General features: G+C 72.9%; 18 protein-coding genes and 1 tRNA gene. 10 read left to right on the top strand and 9 right to left on the bottom strand.

Annotated features, from left to right (window positions below; translation table 11 throughout):
• Window positions 1-10 precede the first annotated feature (10 nt).
• Window positions 11-1,981 (top strand): cytochrome c oxidase assembly protein, encoded by a 1,971-nt coding sequence (locus B5M43_RS03575; RefSeq protein ID WP_134745246.1) that lies wholly within the window; start codon window positions 11-13, stop codon window positions 1,979-1,981.
• A gap of 1 nt (window position 1,982) precedes the next feature.
• Here the strand turns inward: B5M43_RS03575 and B5M43_RS03570 are convergent, their stop codons facing one another.
• Window positions 1,983-3,104, bottom strand: coding sequence for a hypothetical protein (locus B5M43_RS03570; protein ID WP_230667616.1), 1,122 nt, complete (start codon window positions 3,102-3,104; stop codon window positions 1,983-1,985).
• Window positions 3,105-3,248: 144 nt separating this feature from the next.
• Between B5M43_RS03570 and B5M43_RS15025 the strand changes: the two genes are divergently transcribed.
• From B5M43_RS15025 to B5M43_RS03555, 4 genes are all read left to right on the top strand, one after another.
• Entirely contained in the window at window positions 3,249-3,371 is a 123-nt protein-coding gene (locus tag B5M43_RS15025) for a hypothetical protein (protein ID WP_268993081.1), read from the top strand.
• A gap of 108 nt (window positions 3,372-3,479) precedes the next feature.
• The gene (locus B5M43_RS03565; RefSeq protein ID WP_374198149.1) at window positions 3,480-4,868 is read left to right on the top strand and encodes an ATP-dependent RecD-like DNA helicase; all 1,389 of its coding nucleotides are present in this window, start codon (window positions 3,480-3,482) and stop codon (window positions 4,866-4,868) included.
• Window positions 4,869-4,960: 92 nt separating this feature from the next.
• Window positions 4,961-6,232 carry a serine hydrolase gene (locus B5M43_RS03560; RefSeq protein WP_134745244.1) on the top strand — a complete coding sequence of 424 codons (1,272 nt, stop codon included), beginning with the start codon at window positions 4,961-4,963 and terminating at the stop codon, window positions 6,230-6,232.
• Window positions 6,217-7,113: a DMT family transporter gene (locus tag B5M43_RS03555; protein ID WP_230667614.1), complete on the top strand. Its 897-nt coding sequence runs from the start codon at window positions 6,217-6,219 to the stop codon at window positions 7,111-7,113. The genes B5M43_RS03560 and B5M43_RS03555 overlap by 16 nt, the downstream gene beginning before the upstream one ends.
• A gap of 6 nt (window positions 7,114-7,119) precedes the next feature.
• Here the strand turns inward: B5M43_RS03555 and B5M43_RS03550 are convergent, their stop codons facing one another.
• Both B5M43_RS03550 and B5M43_RS03545 read right to left on the bottom strand, forming a co-directional pair.
• A complete protein-coding gene (locus tag B5M43_RS03550) occupies window positions 7,120-7,461 on the bottom strand; it encodes a hypothetical protein (protein WP_134745243.1) in 342 nt (113 codons plus the stop codon).
• An 88-nt stretch (window positions 7,462-7,549) separates the two neighbouring features.
• Entirely contained in the window at window positions 7,550-8,380 is an 831-nt protein-coding gene (locus B5M43_RS03545) for an oxidoreductase (protein WP_055987976.1), read from the bottom strand.
• Window positions 8,381-8,446: 66 nt separating this feature from the next.
• Here B5M43_RS03545 and B5M43_RS03540 point away from each other — a divergent pair, with 66 nt between their 5' ends.
• On the top strand, window positions 8,447-8,935 hold the full coding sequence (locus B5M43_RS03540; RefSeq protein WP_134745242.1) for a hypothetical protein: 489 nt from the start codon (window positions 8,447-8,449) through the stop codon (window positions 8,933-8,935).
• A 46-nt stretch (window positions 8,936-8,981) separates the two neighbouring features.
• On the top strand, window positions 8,982-9,488 hold the full coding sequence (locus B5M43_RS03535; protein ID WP_134745241.1) for an NADPH-dependent FMN reductase: 507 nt from the start codon (window positions 8,982-8,984) through the stop codon (window positions 9,486-9,488).
• Between the two features lies 1 nt (window position 9,489).
• Here B5M43_RS03535 and B5M43_RS03530 read toward each other — a convergent pair whose 3' ends face one another.
• The 5 genes from B5M43_RS03530 to B5M43_RS03510 all read right to left on the bottom strand — a co-directional run bounded on the left by B5M43_RS03530 (window position 9,490) and on the right by B5M43_RS03510 (window position 11,728).
• Entirely contained in the window at window positions 9,490-9,978 is a 489-nt protein-coding gene (locus tag B5M43_RS03530) for a MarR family winged helix-turn-helix transcriptional regulator (protein ID WP_134745240.1), read from the bottom strand.
• Window positions 9,979-10,024: 46 nt separating this feature from the next.
• Window positions 10,025-10,324: a DUF1905 domain-containing protein gene (locus B5M43_RS03525; RefSeq protein ID WP_055987984.1), complete on the bottom strand. Its 300-nt coding sequence runs from the start codon at window positions 10,322-10,324 to the stop codon at window positions 10,025-10,027.
• Window positions 10,325-10,382: 58 nt separating this feature from the next.
• Complete coding sequence (locus B5M43_RS03520; RefSeq protein ID WP_134745239.1) at window positions 10,383-10,949, bottom strand: CDP-alcohol phosphatidyltransferase family protein; 567 nt, start codon at window positions 10,947-10,949, stop codon at window positions 10,383-10,385.
• A gap of 54 nt (window positions 10,950-11,003) precedes the next feature.
• Window positions 11,004-11,077 (bottom strand) — tRNA-Gly (locus B5M43_RS03515).
• Between the two features lie 138 nt (window positions 11,078-11,215).
• Complete coding sequence (locus B5M43_RS03510; protein WP_055987988.1) at window positions 11,216-11,728, bottom strand: hypothetical protein; 513 nt, start codon at window positions 11,726-11,728, stop codon at window positions 11,216-11,218.
• 152 nt (window positions 11,729-11,880) lie between these two features.
• Here B5M43_RS03510 and dcd point away from each other — a divergent pair, with 152 nt between their 5' ends.
• From dcd to B5M43_RS03495, 3 genes are all read left to right on the top strand, one after another.
• The gene (gene dcd, locus B5M43_RS03505) at window positions 11,881-12,486 is read left to right on the top strand and encodes a dCTP deaminase (protein ID WP_134745238.1); all 606 of its coding nucleotides are present in this window, start codon (window positions 11,881-11,883) and stop codon (window positions 12,484-12,486) included.
• A gap of 347 nt (window positions 12,487-12,833) precedes the next feature.
• Window positions 12,834-13,568 (top strand): phosphonatase-like hydrolase, encoded by a 735-nt coding sequence (locus B5M43_RS03500; RefSeq protein ID WP_055987992.1) that lies wholly within the window; start codon window positions 12,834-12,836, stop codon window positions 13,566-13,568.
• Between the two features lies 1 nt (window position 13,569).
• Window positions 13,570-14,730, top strand: a complete 1,161-nt coding sequence (locus B5M43_RS03495) for a zinc-binding dehydrogenase (RefSeq protein ID WP_230667607.1) — start codon at window positions 13,570-13,572, stop codon at window positions 14,728-14,730.
• Window positions 14,731-14,780: 50 nt separating this feature from the next.
• Here B5M43_RS03495 and B5M43_RS03490 read toward each other — a convergent pair whose 3' ends face one another.
• On the bottom strand, window positions 14,781-15,521 hold the full coding sequence (locus B5M43_RS03490; RefSeq protein WP_134745237.1) for a glycerophosphodiester phosphodiesterase family protein: 741 nt from the start codon (window positions 15,519-15,521) through the stop codon (window positions 14,781-14,783).
• Between the last annotated feature and the right edge of the window lie 22 nt (window positions 15,522-15,543).

Below are 15,543 nucleotides of genomic sequence, written 5' to 3'. Positions count from 1 at the left end.
GGCTGGACGGGTGAATCCGCGCGCGCTGCGGGCCGCAGGGCCCGTCATCCTGCTCGTCGCGGCGGTGCTCACGGCCCTCGCGGCGCTCGCGTACGGCGGTGCCGCCGAGCCGCTCGCCACGGGAGATCCCGGTCCGTTCGTGCGCTGGGGGCTGCCGCTCGCGAAGCTGCTCGTGAACCTGTCGGCCGCCGTCATGGTCGGTGCTCTCGTGCTCGCGCTGTACGCCCTGCGTGCGGGGGAGCGGGAGTTCGACGGCGCGCTGGACGTCGCCTCGATCGGCGCGGCCGTGTTCACGGTCGCCTCGGGCACCGTCGGGTTCCTCACGTTCCTCGACTCCTTCAATCCGAAGCTGTCGGCCGGACCCGAGTTCGGCTCGCAGCTGGGCGCGTTCCTCACCGAGGTCGAGCTCGGTCGCACCTGGCTGATCACGACGATCGCGGCGGCCGTCGTCACCGTCCTGGCCTTCGCCATCCGGTCGTGGACCGCGGCCCTGCTCACCACCCTCCTCGCGATCGCGTCGCTCGTCCCGATGGCGACGCAGGGGCATTCGGGCGACCTCGCCAGCCACGATGCGACCGTGATGGCGCTCAGCCTGCACGTGATCGCCGCCGGGGTGTGGCTCGGCGGTCTCGTGACGCTGGCCGCCCTGCGCCCGGTTCTGCCCGCCGGCCGCATCGGCGCGGTCCTGGCGCGATACTCGACCCTCGCCCTGGTCGCCTTCGTGGTCGTCGCACTGTCGGGCTTCGCGCGCACGCTCTCGTCGATCGGCGCGTGGGATCAGCTCGCGACCCCCTACGGGGCGATCGTGTGCCTCAAGGTGGCCGCGCTGGTCTTCATGGGCGTGCTCGCCTCCTGGTACCGCGGCCGCCTGATCGGCCGGACCAGCGGCGAGCCCGCGCGCGTGTTCTGGACCCTCATCGCGGTCGAGCTCGCGTTCATGGGCGTCGCGTCGGGCGCGGCCGCCGCGCTGGCGCGCACCTCGCCGCCCCTCACCGAGACGCCGTACAGCTCGACGCCCGCCGAGATCCTCACCGACGAGCCGCTGCCGCCGGCGCTCACGGTCGAGCGCTGGTTCACCGCGTGGGACGTCGACCTGCTGTGGGCGTTCGCGGCGGGCTTCGGCATCTTCTTCTACGTCGCCGGCGTCATCCGTCTGCGCCGCCGCGGCGACCGCTGGCCCCTGTACCGCACGGTGCTGTGGATCCTCGGCCTGCTGATGCTGTTCTGGGTCACCTCGGGGCCCGTCAACGCGTACCAGGACTACCTGTTCAGCATGCACATGCTGGGGCACATGCTGCTGACCATGGCGATCCCGCTCATGCTGGTCCCGGGCGCGCCGATCACGCTCGCCCTGCGCGCTGTCGAGAAGCGCGACGACGGCACGCGCGGGGGCCGCGAGTGGATCATGTGGGCCGTGCACAGCCCGTTCGCCCGGGTCGTGACGCATCCGCTCGTCGCGGCGGGCATCTTCATCGGGTCGCTGTGGATCTTCTACTACACCGACCTGTTCCGCTGGACGCTGTACGACCACCTCGGCCACGAGTGGATGGTCGCCCACTTCCTGATCTCCGGGTTCCTGTTCGTGATGACGCTGACCGGGATCGATCCGCTGCCGTACCGGATGCCGTATGCGGGCCGCCTGGTGACGCTGATCGTGGTGATGGCCATGCACGCGTTCTTCGGCGTCGCGATGATGATGCAGACCGGCCTGATGGTGCCGGAGTGGTTCGGGGCGATGGGCCGCACGTGGGGCCCGACGCCGCTCGAGGACCAGTACATCGGCGGCGGGGTCGCGTGGTCGATCGGCGAGATCCCGACCCTCATCACGGCGATCATCGTGGCGATCCAGTGGAGCCGCAGCGACGAGCGCCAGCAGCGCCGGGCCGACCGTCACGCCGATCGCACCGAGGACGCCGAGCTCGACGCCTACAACGCCCGCCTGGCCCGGATCGCGGAGAGGGACGCCGCCGCGGGTCGCTGACTCAGCGCAGCGCGGGGCTGCCGACGAGGATCGAGGCGGTGCCGTCGGGCAGGATCTCGACCGTGCCGTCGATGACGAAGGGCACGTCCTCGCTCAGGTGGTAGACGGCGCCGGTCGAGAGCGCCTGCACGTCGACCTCGATGTGCGCGGTGCCGGTCGCGGGCGAGATGGCCCAGTGGGCGCCGTCGGGCACGATCTCGACGCCGGGCGTCGCGAGGATCGACCACGCGAGCGTCTCGGGGAACACCCGGTCGTCGATCTGGATGCCGAACGGGCATCCGGTGGGCTGCAGCACCTTCTGCGTGGCGCACTCCGCGAGGAACGAGCCCACCTGCTGCTGCACGACGTCCGCGAACGCCTCGGTGGGCTGGGCCTGGATGTCGAGCGGCACCTTGCGCAGCGCGGCGTCCGCGAGCACGTGCACGGGCTCGGCCTCGGCCGTCGGGGTGTCGACCTCCACCGTGTAGAGACCGGGGGAGAACACCAGCAGCGAGACCGGGGCGAGCGGATCGGCGTCCACGCCGTCCGGCGAGACCTGCCGCTTATCCATCTCGAAGTCGTTCACCTCGAACTGCATCGAGCCGCGCACGCCGACCTCCAGCATTCCGAGCGGGCTCGTCTCGAAGCTCCAGCGCGGGACGATCCCCTCGGTGCCCGACCGGCGCACGGTGAAGACGGTCTGCCCGCGGGTGCCGTCGATCGCGTAGGCGGCCGTCACCTCGTAGCCGCCCGCCACCGGGCGCTCCTGCGTGATGTCGACGTCGCGCAGGCCGAACGTCAGCGCGGCGCTGCGCAGGAGCGCCTCGCTCGCCGAGACCGGAAGGCCGGCCGCCTCGAGGTCGGCGCTGTCGATCGCGACGCCCGGCACCGTGAGCGCGTCGGCGGCGCGTCCCTCCGCGATCAGCTCGAGGTAGCGCTCCACGAACGCGCTCGGTCCCCAGTACTGGCGGTACAGGGCCGAGAACCCCGCCCAGATCGCCGCGGCCAGCAGCACGAAGATAACGCCGAGCAGGATCAGGTCGCGCGTGAGCTGCTGGCGCGGTGTGCGCCGCGGGGGCGCCGCGGATCCGGCCCCGTCCTGCGGGATCGCCGCGGGCGCCGCGCTCGCCGTGGCCTGATCCATTGCGCCAGTCTACGAAAGGGCCGCCCGGCTCACCCTGAGCGCCGTCGGCGCGGCCGCGGTCCGCCCCTCGGCGTACGTCGAGGGCGGGAGCGAGACTGCGTCAGCACGAAGTTCGGGGCCCGTCACGCCGACGTCGTCAGCGCGATGGCCAGCGGGGCCGCGCTGTGGGAGTCGATCATGCACTACCCGCAGTGCAACGGCACGTCCGACGACCTGTCGATGACGAGCGAGGATCGCGCCGGCGTGGTCGCCCTCTACGGCAGCTGATCCAAGGCGGATCGGATCACCCGGCCCCGGTCGTGCGCGACCGGGGCCGGCGCCCGTCTCGGAGGGTGATGCGGCGTCCTCGAATGCCGGGATGGGAGGATGGATCCCATGCCCGCGCTGTCGTCCGAGCAGGAGGAGCTCTTCCGCCTCATCGAGGACACCCGCGAGCACGTGTTCGTGACCGGGCGGGCGGGAACCGGCAAGTCCACGCTGCTGAACCACCTCGCGTGGAACACCCGCAAGCAGATCGCGGTGTGCGCGCCGACCGGCGTCGCGGCCCTGAACGTCGAGGGCCAGACGATCCACTCGCTGTTCAAGCTCCCGATCGGCCTGATCGCCGACAGCGACATCGAGCAGAACGACAACACCCGCAAGCTCCTCAACGCGATCGACACGCTCGTGATCGACGAGATCTCGATGGTGAACGCCGACCTCATGGACGCGATCGACCGGTCGCTCCGCCAGGCGCGCGGCCGCCGCGGCGAGCCGTTCGGCGGCGTGCAGGTCGTGATGTTCGGCGACCCATATCAGCTGGCGCCCGTGCCGCCGCGCGGCGACGAGGCCCGCTACATCGCGGACCACTACCGCTCGTTCTGGTTCTTCGACGCGCACGTGTGGGCGGGGCGGGAGCCCGAGGGCGACGGCCTGATCGAGCTCGGACGGCACGGTGCGCACCTGCACATCCGCGAGCTGACGCAGATCCACCGTCAGGCCGACGACGGATTCAAGGCGATGCTCAACGCGGTCCGGTACGGGCGCGTCACGAAGGAGATCGCGGACGTCCTGAACGCGACCGGCGCGCGCACGCCCCCGGACGATCCGGAGCATCCGATCATCACGCTCGCGACGCGCAACGACCGCGTCAACGCGATCAACGCCAAGCACCTCGCGCAGCTGCCGGGGCGGGAGCAGACGGCCAAGGCCGAGGTGAACGGCGACTTCGGCCGCGGCGACGTGTACCCGGCCGACGAGGAGCTCAAGCTCAAGGTCGGCGCGCAGGTGATGTTCCTGCGCAACGACACCGGCTCGCCGGGCGAGCCGCCGCGCTGGGTGAACGGCACGATCGGCACCGTCACCCGGATCGTGGGCGAGACCGTGCGCGTCGAAGTCGACGACGAGGAGTTCGACGTCGAGCCGGCGGTGTGGGAGAAGTACCGCTACGCGTACGACCCGATCGGGCGCAAGCTCAGCCGCGAGGTCGTGGCCGAGTTCACGCAGTTCCCCCTGCGCCTGGCGTGGGCCGTCACCATCCACAAGTCGCAGGGAAAGACCTACGACCGCGCGATCGTGGATCTCGGCGCCGGCGCCTTCGCGCCCGGCCAGACGTACGTCGCGCTCAGCCGCCTCACGTCGCTCGACGGGCTGTACCTGTCCCGGCCGCTGCGGCCCAGCGACATCCGGGTCGACCAGGACGTGCGCCGCTTCATGAAGGACGTGTGGGAGCAGCGCCAGGCCGCCGCCCGCAAGCAGGCCGGATCGGCGGCCGCCACCACCTGAGGCGAACCGGCTCCGGCCGGGTCGGCCGCTTGACGCACGGGTTCGCGGCGGCCACAGCCTAGACTCGGGAGAAGTCCAGTCTCGGGGGTGACATGCGGATCACAAGTCGGTGGCGTCGCGCGGTGGCGGCGCTCGCGGGGGCGGCGGCGATCGCCGTGGCGATCAGCGGCTGCACGGGCGGCGATCCGCGCGACGCGACCACGCCCGACCTGGTGAGCGGCGAGCTCCCGGGCGACACGGTCGAGCAGCTGCAGGGCGCGGTCGAGCACGCGATGGCCGCGACCGGATCATCCGGGGCGATCGTCGGCGTCTGGGTGCCCTGGGCGGGCGCCTGGGTCACGGGTCTGGGATCCACCGCGCACGAGGGCGGCTCCGAGGTGAGCACCGACATGGCGTTCCGGATCGCGTCGATGACCCGGCCCATGACATGCGACGTGCTGTACGGGATGGTCGAGGACGGCATCGTCGAGCTCGACGACCCGGTGTCGAAGTACGTGCCCAGCACGCCGGACCTGACCGACGTCACGCTCAAGCAGCTGTGCGACAACACGTCGGGTCTCGCGCGGTCGCACGACACCCTGCTGGACAACTACCTCCGCACGCCCGAGCGCGAGTGGAACGCCCGCGAGGTCGCGGCCGCCGGCCTCGGCAAGGACCGCACCGAGGCGGGCGTCGCGTTCACCGACTCCGACACGGGCTACCTGTTGCTCGGCGTGGCGCTGCAGAACGCCGCGAGCGAGACGCCCGCCGCGCTCATGCGCCGGTACGTCACCGGCCCGCTCGGCCTGGACCAGACCCGGCTTCCCGGCGCGCGCGCCGAGGCGCCCGGCGAACCCGCGCTCCCCGGCTACTACTCCGACCAGGAGGACCGCGACGCGGGCTGCGTCGCTCCGCGCGAGTACACCGAGATGTCCGCGAGCTTCGGCTACACCGACTCGGGCGCCGTCTCGACCATCGACGACCTGGGCGCCTACACGGCGTCTCTCGCCGCCCGCGCGAAGGACGGCGATGCGCTCGCCCCGCGCTGGGCCGACGCGAAGCCCATCAGCACCAAGAGCGACTCGTGGTACCAGTACGCGGGCGGCACGTTCATCGCCGGCTCCATGGTCGGGCAGCAGGGGACCGTCCCGGGATACATGACGAGCGCCTACGCCGACATGGACAACGGGCTCACCGTCGCGGTCGTGCTCAACAATTCCGCGGCTCCCGAGTCCCTCGTCGGCTATCTCGCGAAGGAGCTCGCGGCGATCGTGTCGAAGGTGCCCGCGCGCGAGGGGGGGACGGCCCCCGAGTTCGGGCTGCCCTGGACCGCCGAGGACTACCACCAGCGCATCGCCGACCGCGCCGTGTGCCCGATCGAGTGAGCGGCCGCGGCCCGGGCTCGGGCCCTGCCGTCGGCCTGGTCGCGCTGGGCCTCGCGTGCCAGGAGGTCGGCGCCGCGATCGCCGTCCTGCTGTTCCCGCACACCGGCCCGCTCGGCATGGTGATGCTGCGGCTCGTCTTCTCCGCGGTCATCCTGATGGCCATCGCGCGGCCCGCGCTGCGCGGTCGCACGCGCGAGGCGTGGTGGTCGGTCGCGCGGCTCGGCATCGCGCTCGCCGTCATGAACGGGTTCTTCTACGTGGCGCTGGAGCGGCTCGCGCTGGGGGTCACGGTCACGATCGAGGTGCTCGGACCGCTCGCGCTGTCGATCCTGGTCGGGCGCACGCGATCCCGCTGGCTTTGGGCCGCGATCGCGCTCCTCGGCGTGCTCGCGCTGGGTGGCGGGGGATGGGACCGGCTCGATCCCGTGGGCGTCGGGTGCGCGCTGGGCGCGGCCGCCAGCTGGGCCTTCTACATCCGCGGGCAGGCGCGCGTGGGCCGGGACTTCCCGAGGCTGGAAGGGCTCGCGCTCGCGATGTCGATCGGGGCGCTGATCTCGCTGCCGTCCGGCATCCTCGCGGCGGGGCCGGTGCTGCTGCGCCCCGAGCTCCTCGCGATGGGCCTGGCCGTGGCCGTGCTGTCGTCGACCATCCCGTATGCCTTCGAGCTGATCGCACTGCGGCGCCTCACGGAGGCCGCGTTCGGCATCCTGATGAGCCTGGCGCCGGCCACGGCCGCGCTCGCCGGGTTCCTCCTGCTCGGCCAGCACCTCACGGTGCTGGAGGTCGCCGGTGTCGCGCTGGTCATGATCGCGAGCGCGGGCGCGGTGTGGACCTCGCGTCACCGGCCCGGCCACGAGCCCGTCGCCGAGCCGACGGCCTGATCGGGGTCACGCGCGCGGAAGCGCGTTCGCCCACAGGATCGCGACCAGCAGCACCAGCGACATGGCCGCCATGATCGCCATCAGCCCGGCCATGACGAGGTTGCGCTGCCGGTCGTCCCTGACGCTGAGCGCGGTGACGACCAGGGCGACCGCGGCGGCAGTCACGAACGCGATCCCGATCCACGCGAGCGCGATGTTGATCGGCATGGACACGGCGAACGCGAAGATCGCCGCGACGGCGAGCAGCAGCCCCGGCACCAGCCAGATCCACCGCTTCGGCGTGTGCAGCGCCGGCTGATTGCGCACGAGGTTCGGATCGCCGTGTCTCGAGGGTCCCACGCTGTTCACGGTCGCCTCCTTCATCCGGGCTTCCCACGGTAGGCGGGCGCGAGGACGCGGGGGATGGGCTTGACACGGCGGCGCGGACGCCGCGCGCTCAGACGCGGAAGACGCGCCGGATGACGGCGTCGAACGCCCGATCCGGGAGCACCCGGCGCAGGAGCACCGCCGGGGCCGCGCCGAAGCCGACCAGGTAGCGGGTCCGGGGGCGGCGCGCCGTCGCGGCGCGCACGATCGTCCGTGCGATGACGGCGGGATCCGAGGTCCGCGCGCCCGGCCCGGAGGTCTCCTCGAGCGTCGTGGCCACGCGGTCCGCGACCCGGGCGTAGGCGCCGCCGGCCGACGTCCGCCGCAGGGTGTCGGCGGCGATCGCGCCCCACTCCGTGCGGATCGACCCCGGCTCGATCACGACGACCCGGATGCCGAACGGTCGCGTCTCGAGCCGGAGCGCGTCGCTCAGCGCCTCGACCGCGAACTTGCTCGCGTGGTACCAGCCGCCGAGCGGCGTGACGAACCGGCCGCCCATCGAGCTGATGTTGATGATCGTGCCCGTGCGCTGCGCGCGCATGTGCGGCAGCACGAGCTGCGTCAGGCGCGCCAGGCCGAACACGTTGACCTCGATCTGGGCGCGCGCCTCGTCCATGGGCACGTCCTCGATCGCCCCGTAGGACCCGTAGCCGGCGTTGTTGACGAGCACGTCGATCCGCCCGGACTCGCCGATGATCGCGTCCACGGCGGCGCGCACGGACTCGTCGTCCGTGAGATCGAGCGGCAGGATCCTCACGCCCCGCTCCTTCAGACCCGCCATCCGGTCGACGCGGCGCGCGGCGCCGTACACCGTGTACCCCGCGGCCTGCAGGCGGAGGGCGGCGTCCTCGCCGATGCCCGACGACGCGCCGGTGACGAGCGCGATCCTGTTCCCGGTCATGTGGGGTCCCTTCCGTCGAGTCCGTGCGTCCATCCTCGCGTGGACCGCCACGGCTAGGGTGGCGCCATGACGAAGCCGGTGACCGTCCTCGCCGCGCGCGCCGCCGTGGCGTACGCGGCGGTCGGCATCCTGTCGATCACGGTGTGGGAGCCGATGGCCGCGATGCCGGGGCTGAGCCACGACGAGATCGTCGCGGGGATCGCGGCGGGCGGCGAGAGCCATAGTGCGGGCGCGACCGCCGCCGTCGTGTGCCTCGCACCGGGAGCGATCGCCGCGGTCGCGCTCGCCGCGCTCGCGATCGCGGGGCGCATGCGGCCGCTCACGGCCACGGTCTGGATCCTGGGCATCGTCGCGCTCGGACCCATCGCGTACTTCTGGGCGGGCTTCCCGATGGGCATGGCGGTCGCCGATGCGTTCCTGATCGGCGGCGCGAGCCGCACGCCGGTGCCGTACGCGCTCGCGGCGGTCAGCGCGCTCGCCGTGGCGCTCGTCGTCATCCTGTGCGTGGCGGATGCGCGGGGCCGACTCCGGGCGGCCGCCCCCGTTACCGAGTGAGTCGGATCCCTTGCCGCGCGGCGGCGCGACGCGGTGGGATCGGGGCATGACCGAGATCGCCGTCCTGGTGGGCAACCCGCAGCCGTCGTCGCGCACGCGCGTCGTCGCCGAGGAGGTGGCGGCGCAGGTCGCCGAGCGCTCCGGCGCGACCGTGCGCCCGACCATCGACCTCGCGGACCTGGCCGACCGCATCTTCCGCTTCCCCGAGCCCGAGGTCGACGTGCTCCGCGACGACGTCGCGACCGCGGACCTGGTCGTCGTGGCGAGCCCCACCTACAAGGGCGCGTACACGGGACTGCTCAAGGCGTTCCTCGACCGGTACGGCACGAACGGCCTGTCGCGCGTGGCCGCGGTGCCGATCCTCACCATCGGCTCGCCCGCGCACACGCTGGCGGTGGAGCACACGCTGCGGCCCCTCCTGGTGGAGCTCGGCGCCAGCGTGCCCACGCGCGGCATCGCGTTCCCCGCCGCGGAGACGGACGACCGCGCGCGGATCGTCGCGGAGTGGCTCGACGCGGAGTGGCGCCGCCTGGAGCCCGTGCTGGCGGGCTGAGTCAGGCGAGCACGCGCAGCAGACGCGCGAGCGTCGCCTGGTCCTCGCGGCTGAGACCCCGAAGCTCCTCGGCCTCGCGGAGGGCCAGTGCGGTCATCGCGGCGTCCGCGCGCGCCGACCCCTCCGGGCAGAGCCGGACCAGCACCCCGCGGCCGTCCCTCGGGTTCGGCCGGCGCTCGACGAGCCCGCGCTCGACGAGCTTGTCGATCCGGTGAGTCATGGCGGCGCTGCCGATCATCGTCGCTCCGACCAGCTGCATGGGCGTGAGCTCGTGCGGCGGCTCCTCGCGCCGCAGCGCCGCGAGGACGTCGAACTCCCATGCGGCGAGCCCCGCGCCGCGGAACACCTCGGCGCGCAGCTTCGCCAGCCGGTTTGCGGCGCGGCGCAGCCGCGACATCACGTCGAGCGGCGTCAGGTCGAGATCCGGCAGGCGCCGCGACCACGCGTCGATGAGCAGATCGACCTCGTCATCGCGGGCATCGGCGGGCATGGATCCACGGTAGCGGGCGCGCCATCGGGGCGGGGCCCGCGCGCGCTCACGCGTCGAGCACGTGCAGCCGCACGGTCACGCTCCCGCCGTCGTGGAGGCCCTCCGCCTCGCGCACGGCCTTCTTGAGCGGAAGCACATATGAGCCGCTCTTCGAGTCGGGGAAGATCGACGTCGCCCACTCCGTCTCGCCGACCCGCACCCGCACGCGCACGGATCCGAAGCCGCTGCGCGGCCGGGGGATCTCGCGGATGTCCTCGCTCAGCTCGGGCGGAACCGCGGTGAAGTACCAGGGCGAGTCGTCTCGCGCCTGCCACCGGAACACGACCGACTCGAACTCGAAGATCACGGCGCCGACCCTACCGCGCGGTGCCGACCTTGCCGCAGTGCGGACACCCGGCCCGCGCTCAGCGCCGCGGCGATCGCAGGATCGTGCGCATGTAGCCGACGCCGACCACCACGTGGATGACCGCCCCGACCGCGCAGATCACCTGGCCCGCGGTGGCGACGGCCCCCGCGCCGGGAAGCAGCCCGAAGCCGACGAGCGCGATGCCCGTCATCATCACCGCCGTGCGGATCTTGCCGAGCCGCGTCACCTGCGGAGGCTGCGCCGGGCGCACGCTCAGGTACAGCGCGGTGAGCGCGATGTCGATCACCCCCACGGCCAGGGCCACCCACATCTGCAGATGGCCGGCGATGACCAGCGCCACCACGATCGCGACGACGCCGATGCGGTCCGAGATCGGATCGAACATCGCGCCGGTCCTGCTGGTCTGTCCGAGCCGGCGGGCGAGATGGCCGTCGATCCAGTCCGACCCTCCGAAGAGCACGAGGAGGACGACCGTCAGCACCGGATCGCCGTGGCCGACGAGCAGGATGACGATGGGGACGACGAGCGCCAGTCGCAGGAGCGTGATCGCGTTCGGGATCGTTGCCCAGTCCCGCGAACGCCCGCCGCTCGGCTCTGTGCTCATCCGAGAACCCGCCTTCGGTGACGAGACGACATCCGCGGATCCATGGATGTCATATGGAGGGGCTGACGGGAATCGAACCCGCGCTGTCTGCTTGGGAAGCAGAAGTTCTGCCATTGAACTACAGCCCCGTACGCGCCGGAGCGCGTGTCAGCCAGCATAACAGCGCTCATCCGAGGCTCGTCCAACCCGCGGTCGATCGCCGAACCCGCATCCGATGGGACGCGGGTTCGGCGATGGGACGCGGGCTCGGCGCCGGGGTGCCGGGCTCAGCGCTTCTTCCGGCCGCCGGTCGCGGCGCGGGTGAGGCGGTTGAGCACCATGAGCGCGACGGCTCCGATTGCGGCGACGACCCAGGGCTTGCGCTTCGCGAACGACTTCGCCTCGGTCATCATCGTCTCGGGGTCGCGCTGCGACACCCAGTCGGATGCCTGCTTGAGGCCCTCCGAGGCCTTGCCGGCGAGATCGCCGACCACGCCCTCCTTCTGCGACAGCGACCCGACCTTGTCGCCGGCCGTGCGCAGCCCCTCGGCGACCTTGTGCTGCCCCGTCGCCGCCTGATCCGTCAGCTCGTCCTCGGCCTTGGCGGCGGCCTCCGCGGCGCGCTCCTTCGCCTCCTCGACCGTGGCGGCGGCCTCCTCGCGGGCGCTCGCGCCCGAGGCCTCCGCCTCCGCGCGGGCGGTGCCGGTGGTCTCGGCGGCCGCCTGCTTCGCCTCCTCGGCCGTGGTCGGGGCCGTCGTGTCGGCGCCTCCGGTGTGCGTCTGGCCTTGGTCCTGCGACATGCGCTTCTCCTTCCGACGTGGCTTGATCACCGATGTAACGCGAACCGGCCGCCGTGCGCCTCCCACTTGACGAGAGAGCCCGGCGTGTGCCACGGGGTCCGACGGGGGTCGCCGCGACGGCTCGAGCCGGCGCCGCCCAATAGGCTGGTGCCGTGCTGCTCTCGGATCGCGACATCAAGGCTGAGCTCGACTCGGGCCGCATCCGCCTGGACCCCTACGACCCGGCGATGGTGCAGCCGTCGAGCATCGACGTGCGGCTCGACCGGTACTTCCGGCTGTTCGACAACCACAAGTACCCGTTCATCGACCCGGCCGAGGACCAGCCCGACCTGACGCACCTGGTTGAGGTCGAGCCCGACGAGCCGTTCATCCTGCACCCCGGCGAGTTCGTGCTGGGCTCGACGTTCGAGGCGGTCACCCTGCCCGACGACGTCGCCGCGCGCCTGGAGGGCAAGTCGTCCCTCGGCCGCCTCGGGCTGCTCACGCACTCCACCGCCGGCTTCATCGACCCCGGCTTCTCGGGCCACGTGACCCTCGAGCTCTCGAACGTGGCGACCCTGCCGATCAAGCTCTGGCCGGGGATGAAGATCGGCCAGCTGTGCTTCTTCCGCCTGACGTCGCCGGCCGAGAGCCCCTACGGCTCGGGCGCGTACGGCAACCGCTATCAGGGCCAGCGCGGTCCGACTGCGTCGCGCTCGTTCCAGCGCTTCCACCGCACGGACGTCTCGGTGACGGACGCCGGCTCCGCCGGGTCCTAGGCGTCTCCGTGACGGACGCCGGCTCCGCCGGGTCCTGACGGTCGCGCGATCCCGCTGACCGGCGCGGCCGCGGCCGGCGCGTGACGCCCGCCGAGCCCTCCGCGGAAGGCTCGGTGAACGGCGGCTGAACAATGCCGCGAGCGGAATATTCCGGTCCGTACGGGGTGCGACGCTGGAGAAGGCCCGTCGGCGGAAGCGGGCCGGGACCCGCCCCCGGGCGGTCCCGGCAGCGCAGGCGACGGGCGGCGCACTGCGCTCGCACCACTCTCGGCACGGCTCTCGGATCGACATCGGATCGACTGGCATCCGCTGCCGGGCGGAGCGGGCCCCGAGAGAGGATCCACCGCATGTCCCAGGTAGCCGAGGCCGCCGTCCCCGTCGCGCAGCCGCTGTCGACCGTCGAGCTGGTCGTGCTCGACATGGCCGGCACGACGGTCCGCGACGACGGCGTGGTCGAGCGCGCCTTCCAGCGCGCCAACGAGCGCACCGGGGTCGCCGACCGGATGCCCTGGGAGGAGGCGCTGCAGTACGTGCGCGACACGATGGGCCAGTCGAAGATCGACGTCTTCACGCATCTCGCCGGGGGAGACCGCGCCCGCGCCGAGGAGGCCACCTCGGCGTTCGAGCGGGCCTACGCCGAGCTCATCACGGAGGACGGCGTGCAGCCGATCCCCGGCGCCCGGGAGCTTCTCGAGGACCTGCGCGACGCGGGCGTGAGCGTCGTCCTGACCACGGGCTTCGCGCCCGTGACGCGCGACGCCATCCTCGACGGACTCGGGTGGCGCGACCTCGTCGACGAGGCGCTCTCGCCCGTCGACGTGGGGCGCGGCCGCCCCGCGCCGGACCTCGTGCTCGGAGCCGCGCTCGTCGCGCAGGTCTCCGGCGTCGGCGCGATCGTCGTCGCGGGGGACACCGCGAGCGACGTGGCCTCGGGGCTCTCCGCGGGCGCCGGCCTGGTGGTCGGAGTGCTCACGGGGGCGCACGACCGCGCGGCGCTCGAGGCCGCGGGCGCGCACGCCGTGATCGACGACGTCACGGGGCTGCGCGCGCTCCTCGGCCTGCCCGAGCGCCACCGGGGCTGACGTGGCCTCGCCCGCCCTCACCCAGACGCCCGCCCCCACGACGCGGAGCGTCTGCCTCACGCCGCCCGCCCTCGCGATGGTGTGGACCGGCGCCGGTCGCCCGCACGAGACCGTCGCCGTGCCGGGCGTCGGGCTCGGCGCGGGAGAGACGCTCGTGCAGATCGAGCTGGCCACGGTCTGCGGATCGGACATCCACACGGTCGAAGGACGCCGCGCCGCGCCGACGCCGCTCGTCCTCGGCCACGAGTACGTCGGCCGCGTGGTCGACGTGGCGGAGGGCGTGCGGGCCGTCGACGGCGCCGTGGTCCAGGTCGGCGACCGTGTGGTGTGGTCGATCATGGCCAGCTGCCGCGACTGCGACCGCTGCCGGCACGGCGTGCCGCAGAAGTGCCGCTCGCTCGTCAAGTACGGGCACGAGCGCATCCAGCCGCGGTGGGAGCTGACGGGCGGCTTCGCCACCCACGCTCACCTGCGCGCCGGCACGACCATCGTGCGCGTCGGCGAGGCGCTGCCCGCCGAGGTCCTGGCGCCCGCGGCATGCGGCTCCGCCACCGCATGGGCGGCGCTCGCGCGGGCCGACGAGGTGGTCGACGTCGACGACGCCACGGTGCTGATCATGGGCGCCGGGCTCATCGGCCTGACCGCGTGCGCGATGGCGAGCGACCGCGGCGCGACCGTCGTCGTCGCGGATCCGGATCCGGCCCGCCGCGCGCTCGCCACCCGGTTCGGCGCGGCCCAGGCCGTGGACCCGACGGGACGCCGGGCGCTGGACTCCGCGCTCGCCGCCACCGGGGCCGCGGAGTTCGACGTCGTGCTCGAGGCCTCCGGCTCGCCGCGCGCCGTGCAGGCCGCGATCGACGCCGTGGGCGTCGGGGGAGTGGTCGTGCTGGTCGGCAGCGTCTTCCCGTCCGACCCGGTGCCGCTGGACCCGGAGCGGCTCGTCCGCGGGCTGGCCACCATCCGGGGCGTGCACAACTACACCCCGCGGGACCTCGACGGCGCCCTCGGCTACCTCCGCCACCACGCGGCGGAGCACCCGTTCGTCGAGCTGGTGAGCGCCCGCTACCCGCTCGCCCAGGTCGACCAGGCGCTCGCGGCCGCGGCCGCGGGCAAGGCCGTGCGGGTGGCGATCGACCCGCGCGACGCGCAGCGCCGCCGCTGACGCCGGATCCCCGCCGGCGCGACGCCGACGGGGATCCAGGCCAGGTGCGATCAGTCGTTCGCGCGCTCGAGGAGCAGGTTCTCGAGGCGGTCGGGGAAGTTCGTGATGATGCCGTCGACGTCCGAGTCCAGCAGACGCGTCATGGTGGCCGTGTCGTTGACGGTCCACACGTGCACGTCCATGCCCTGCGCGTGGACGGCGTCGATGTACTCCGGCGTGGCCTGGGCCCAGTTCGGGTTGATCTGGTCGGCCCACTCGGCGTACGCCGGCAGCGTCGCGACCGCGGGGGCGCCGAGCAGTCCGACCGGCGTCTCCGGCGCCAGGTCGGAGTACGTCTTCATCGACACCCTGTTGAAGCTCTGCACCGCGAGGCGGCCGCTCGCGAGCGCCGAGTCGACGTACGCGGGGTAGGACTCGAACACGTCGATGACCTTCTGCTCGACGCCGGGGTACAGCTCCGGCGCCTTGAGCTCCATCAGGATGCCCGAGCGGCTCGTGCGGACCTGCTCGATCATCTCGGCGAGGGTCGGCACGGTCTCGCCGGCGAACTCCGGGCCGAACCACGAGCCCGCGTCGACCTGCTTCATCTCGGCCACGGTGAGGTCCGCGACGCGCCACGGCGCGCGGTCGGGGAAGACCTCCTCGACGTTCGTGGTGCGCGAGAGCGTGGTGTCGTGCATGAGCACCGGAACCCCGTCCTTGCTGAGCTGGACGTCCGACTCGATCCAGGTGGACCCCTGCTCGATGCCCACCTGGAACGCGGCGAGCGTGTTCTCGGGCGCATAGCCCATCGCGCCGCGGTGCGCGGTGGTG

It is taken from the genome of Microbacterium sp. MEC084, from assembly GCF_004514465.2.
Taxonomy (GTDB): Bacteria; Actinomycetota; Actinomycetes; order Actinomycetales; family Microbacteriaceae; genus Microbacterium.
The sequence above is the reverse complement of the archived record's forward strand: the minus strand, read 5'-3'. Positions and strand labels throughout refer to the sequence as shown.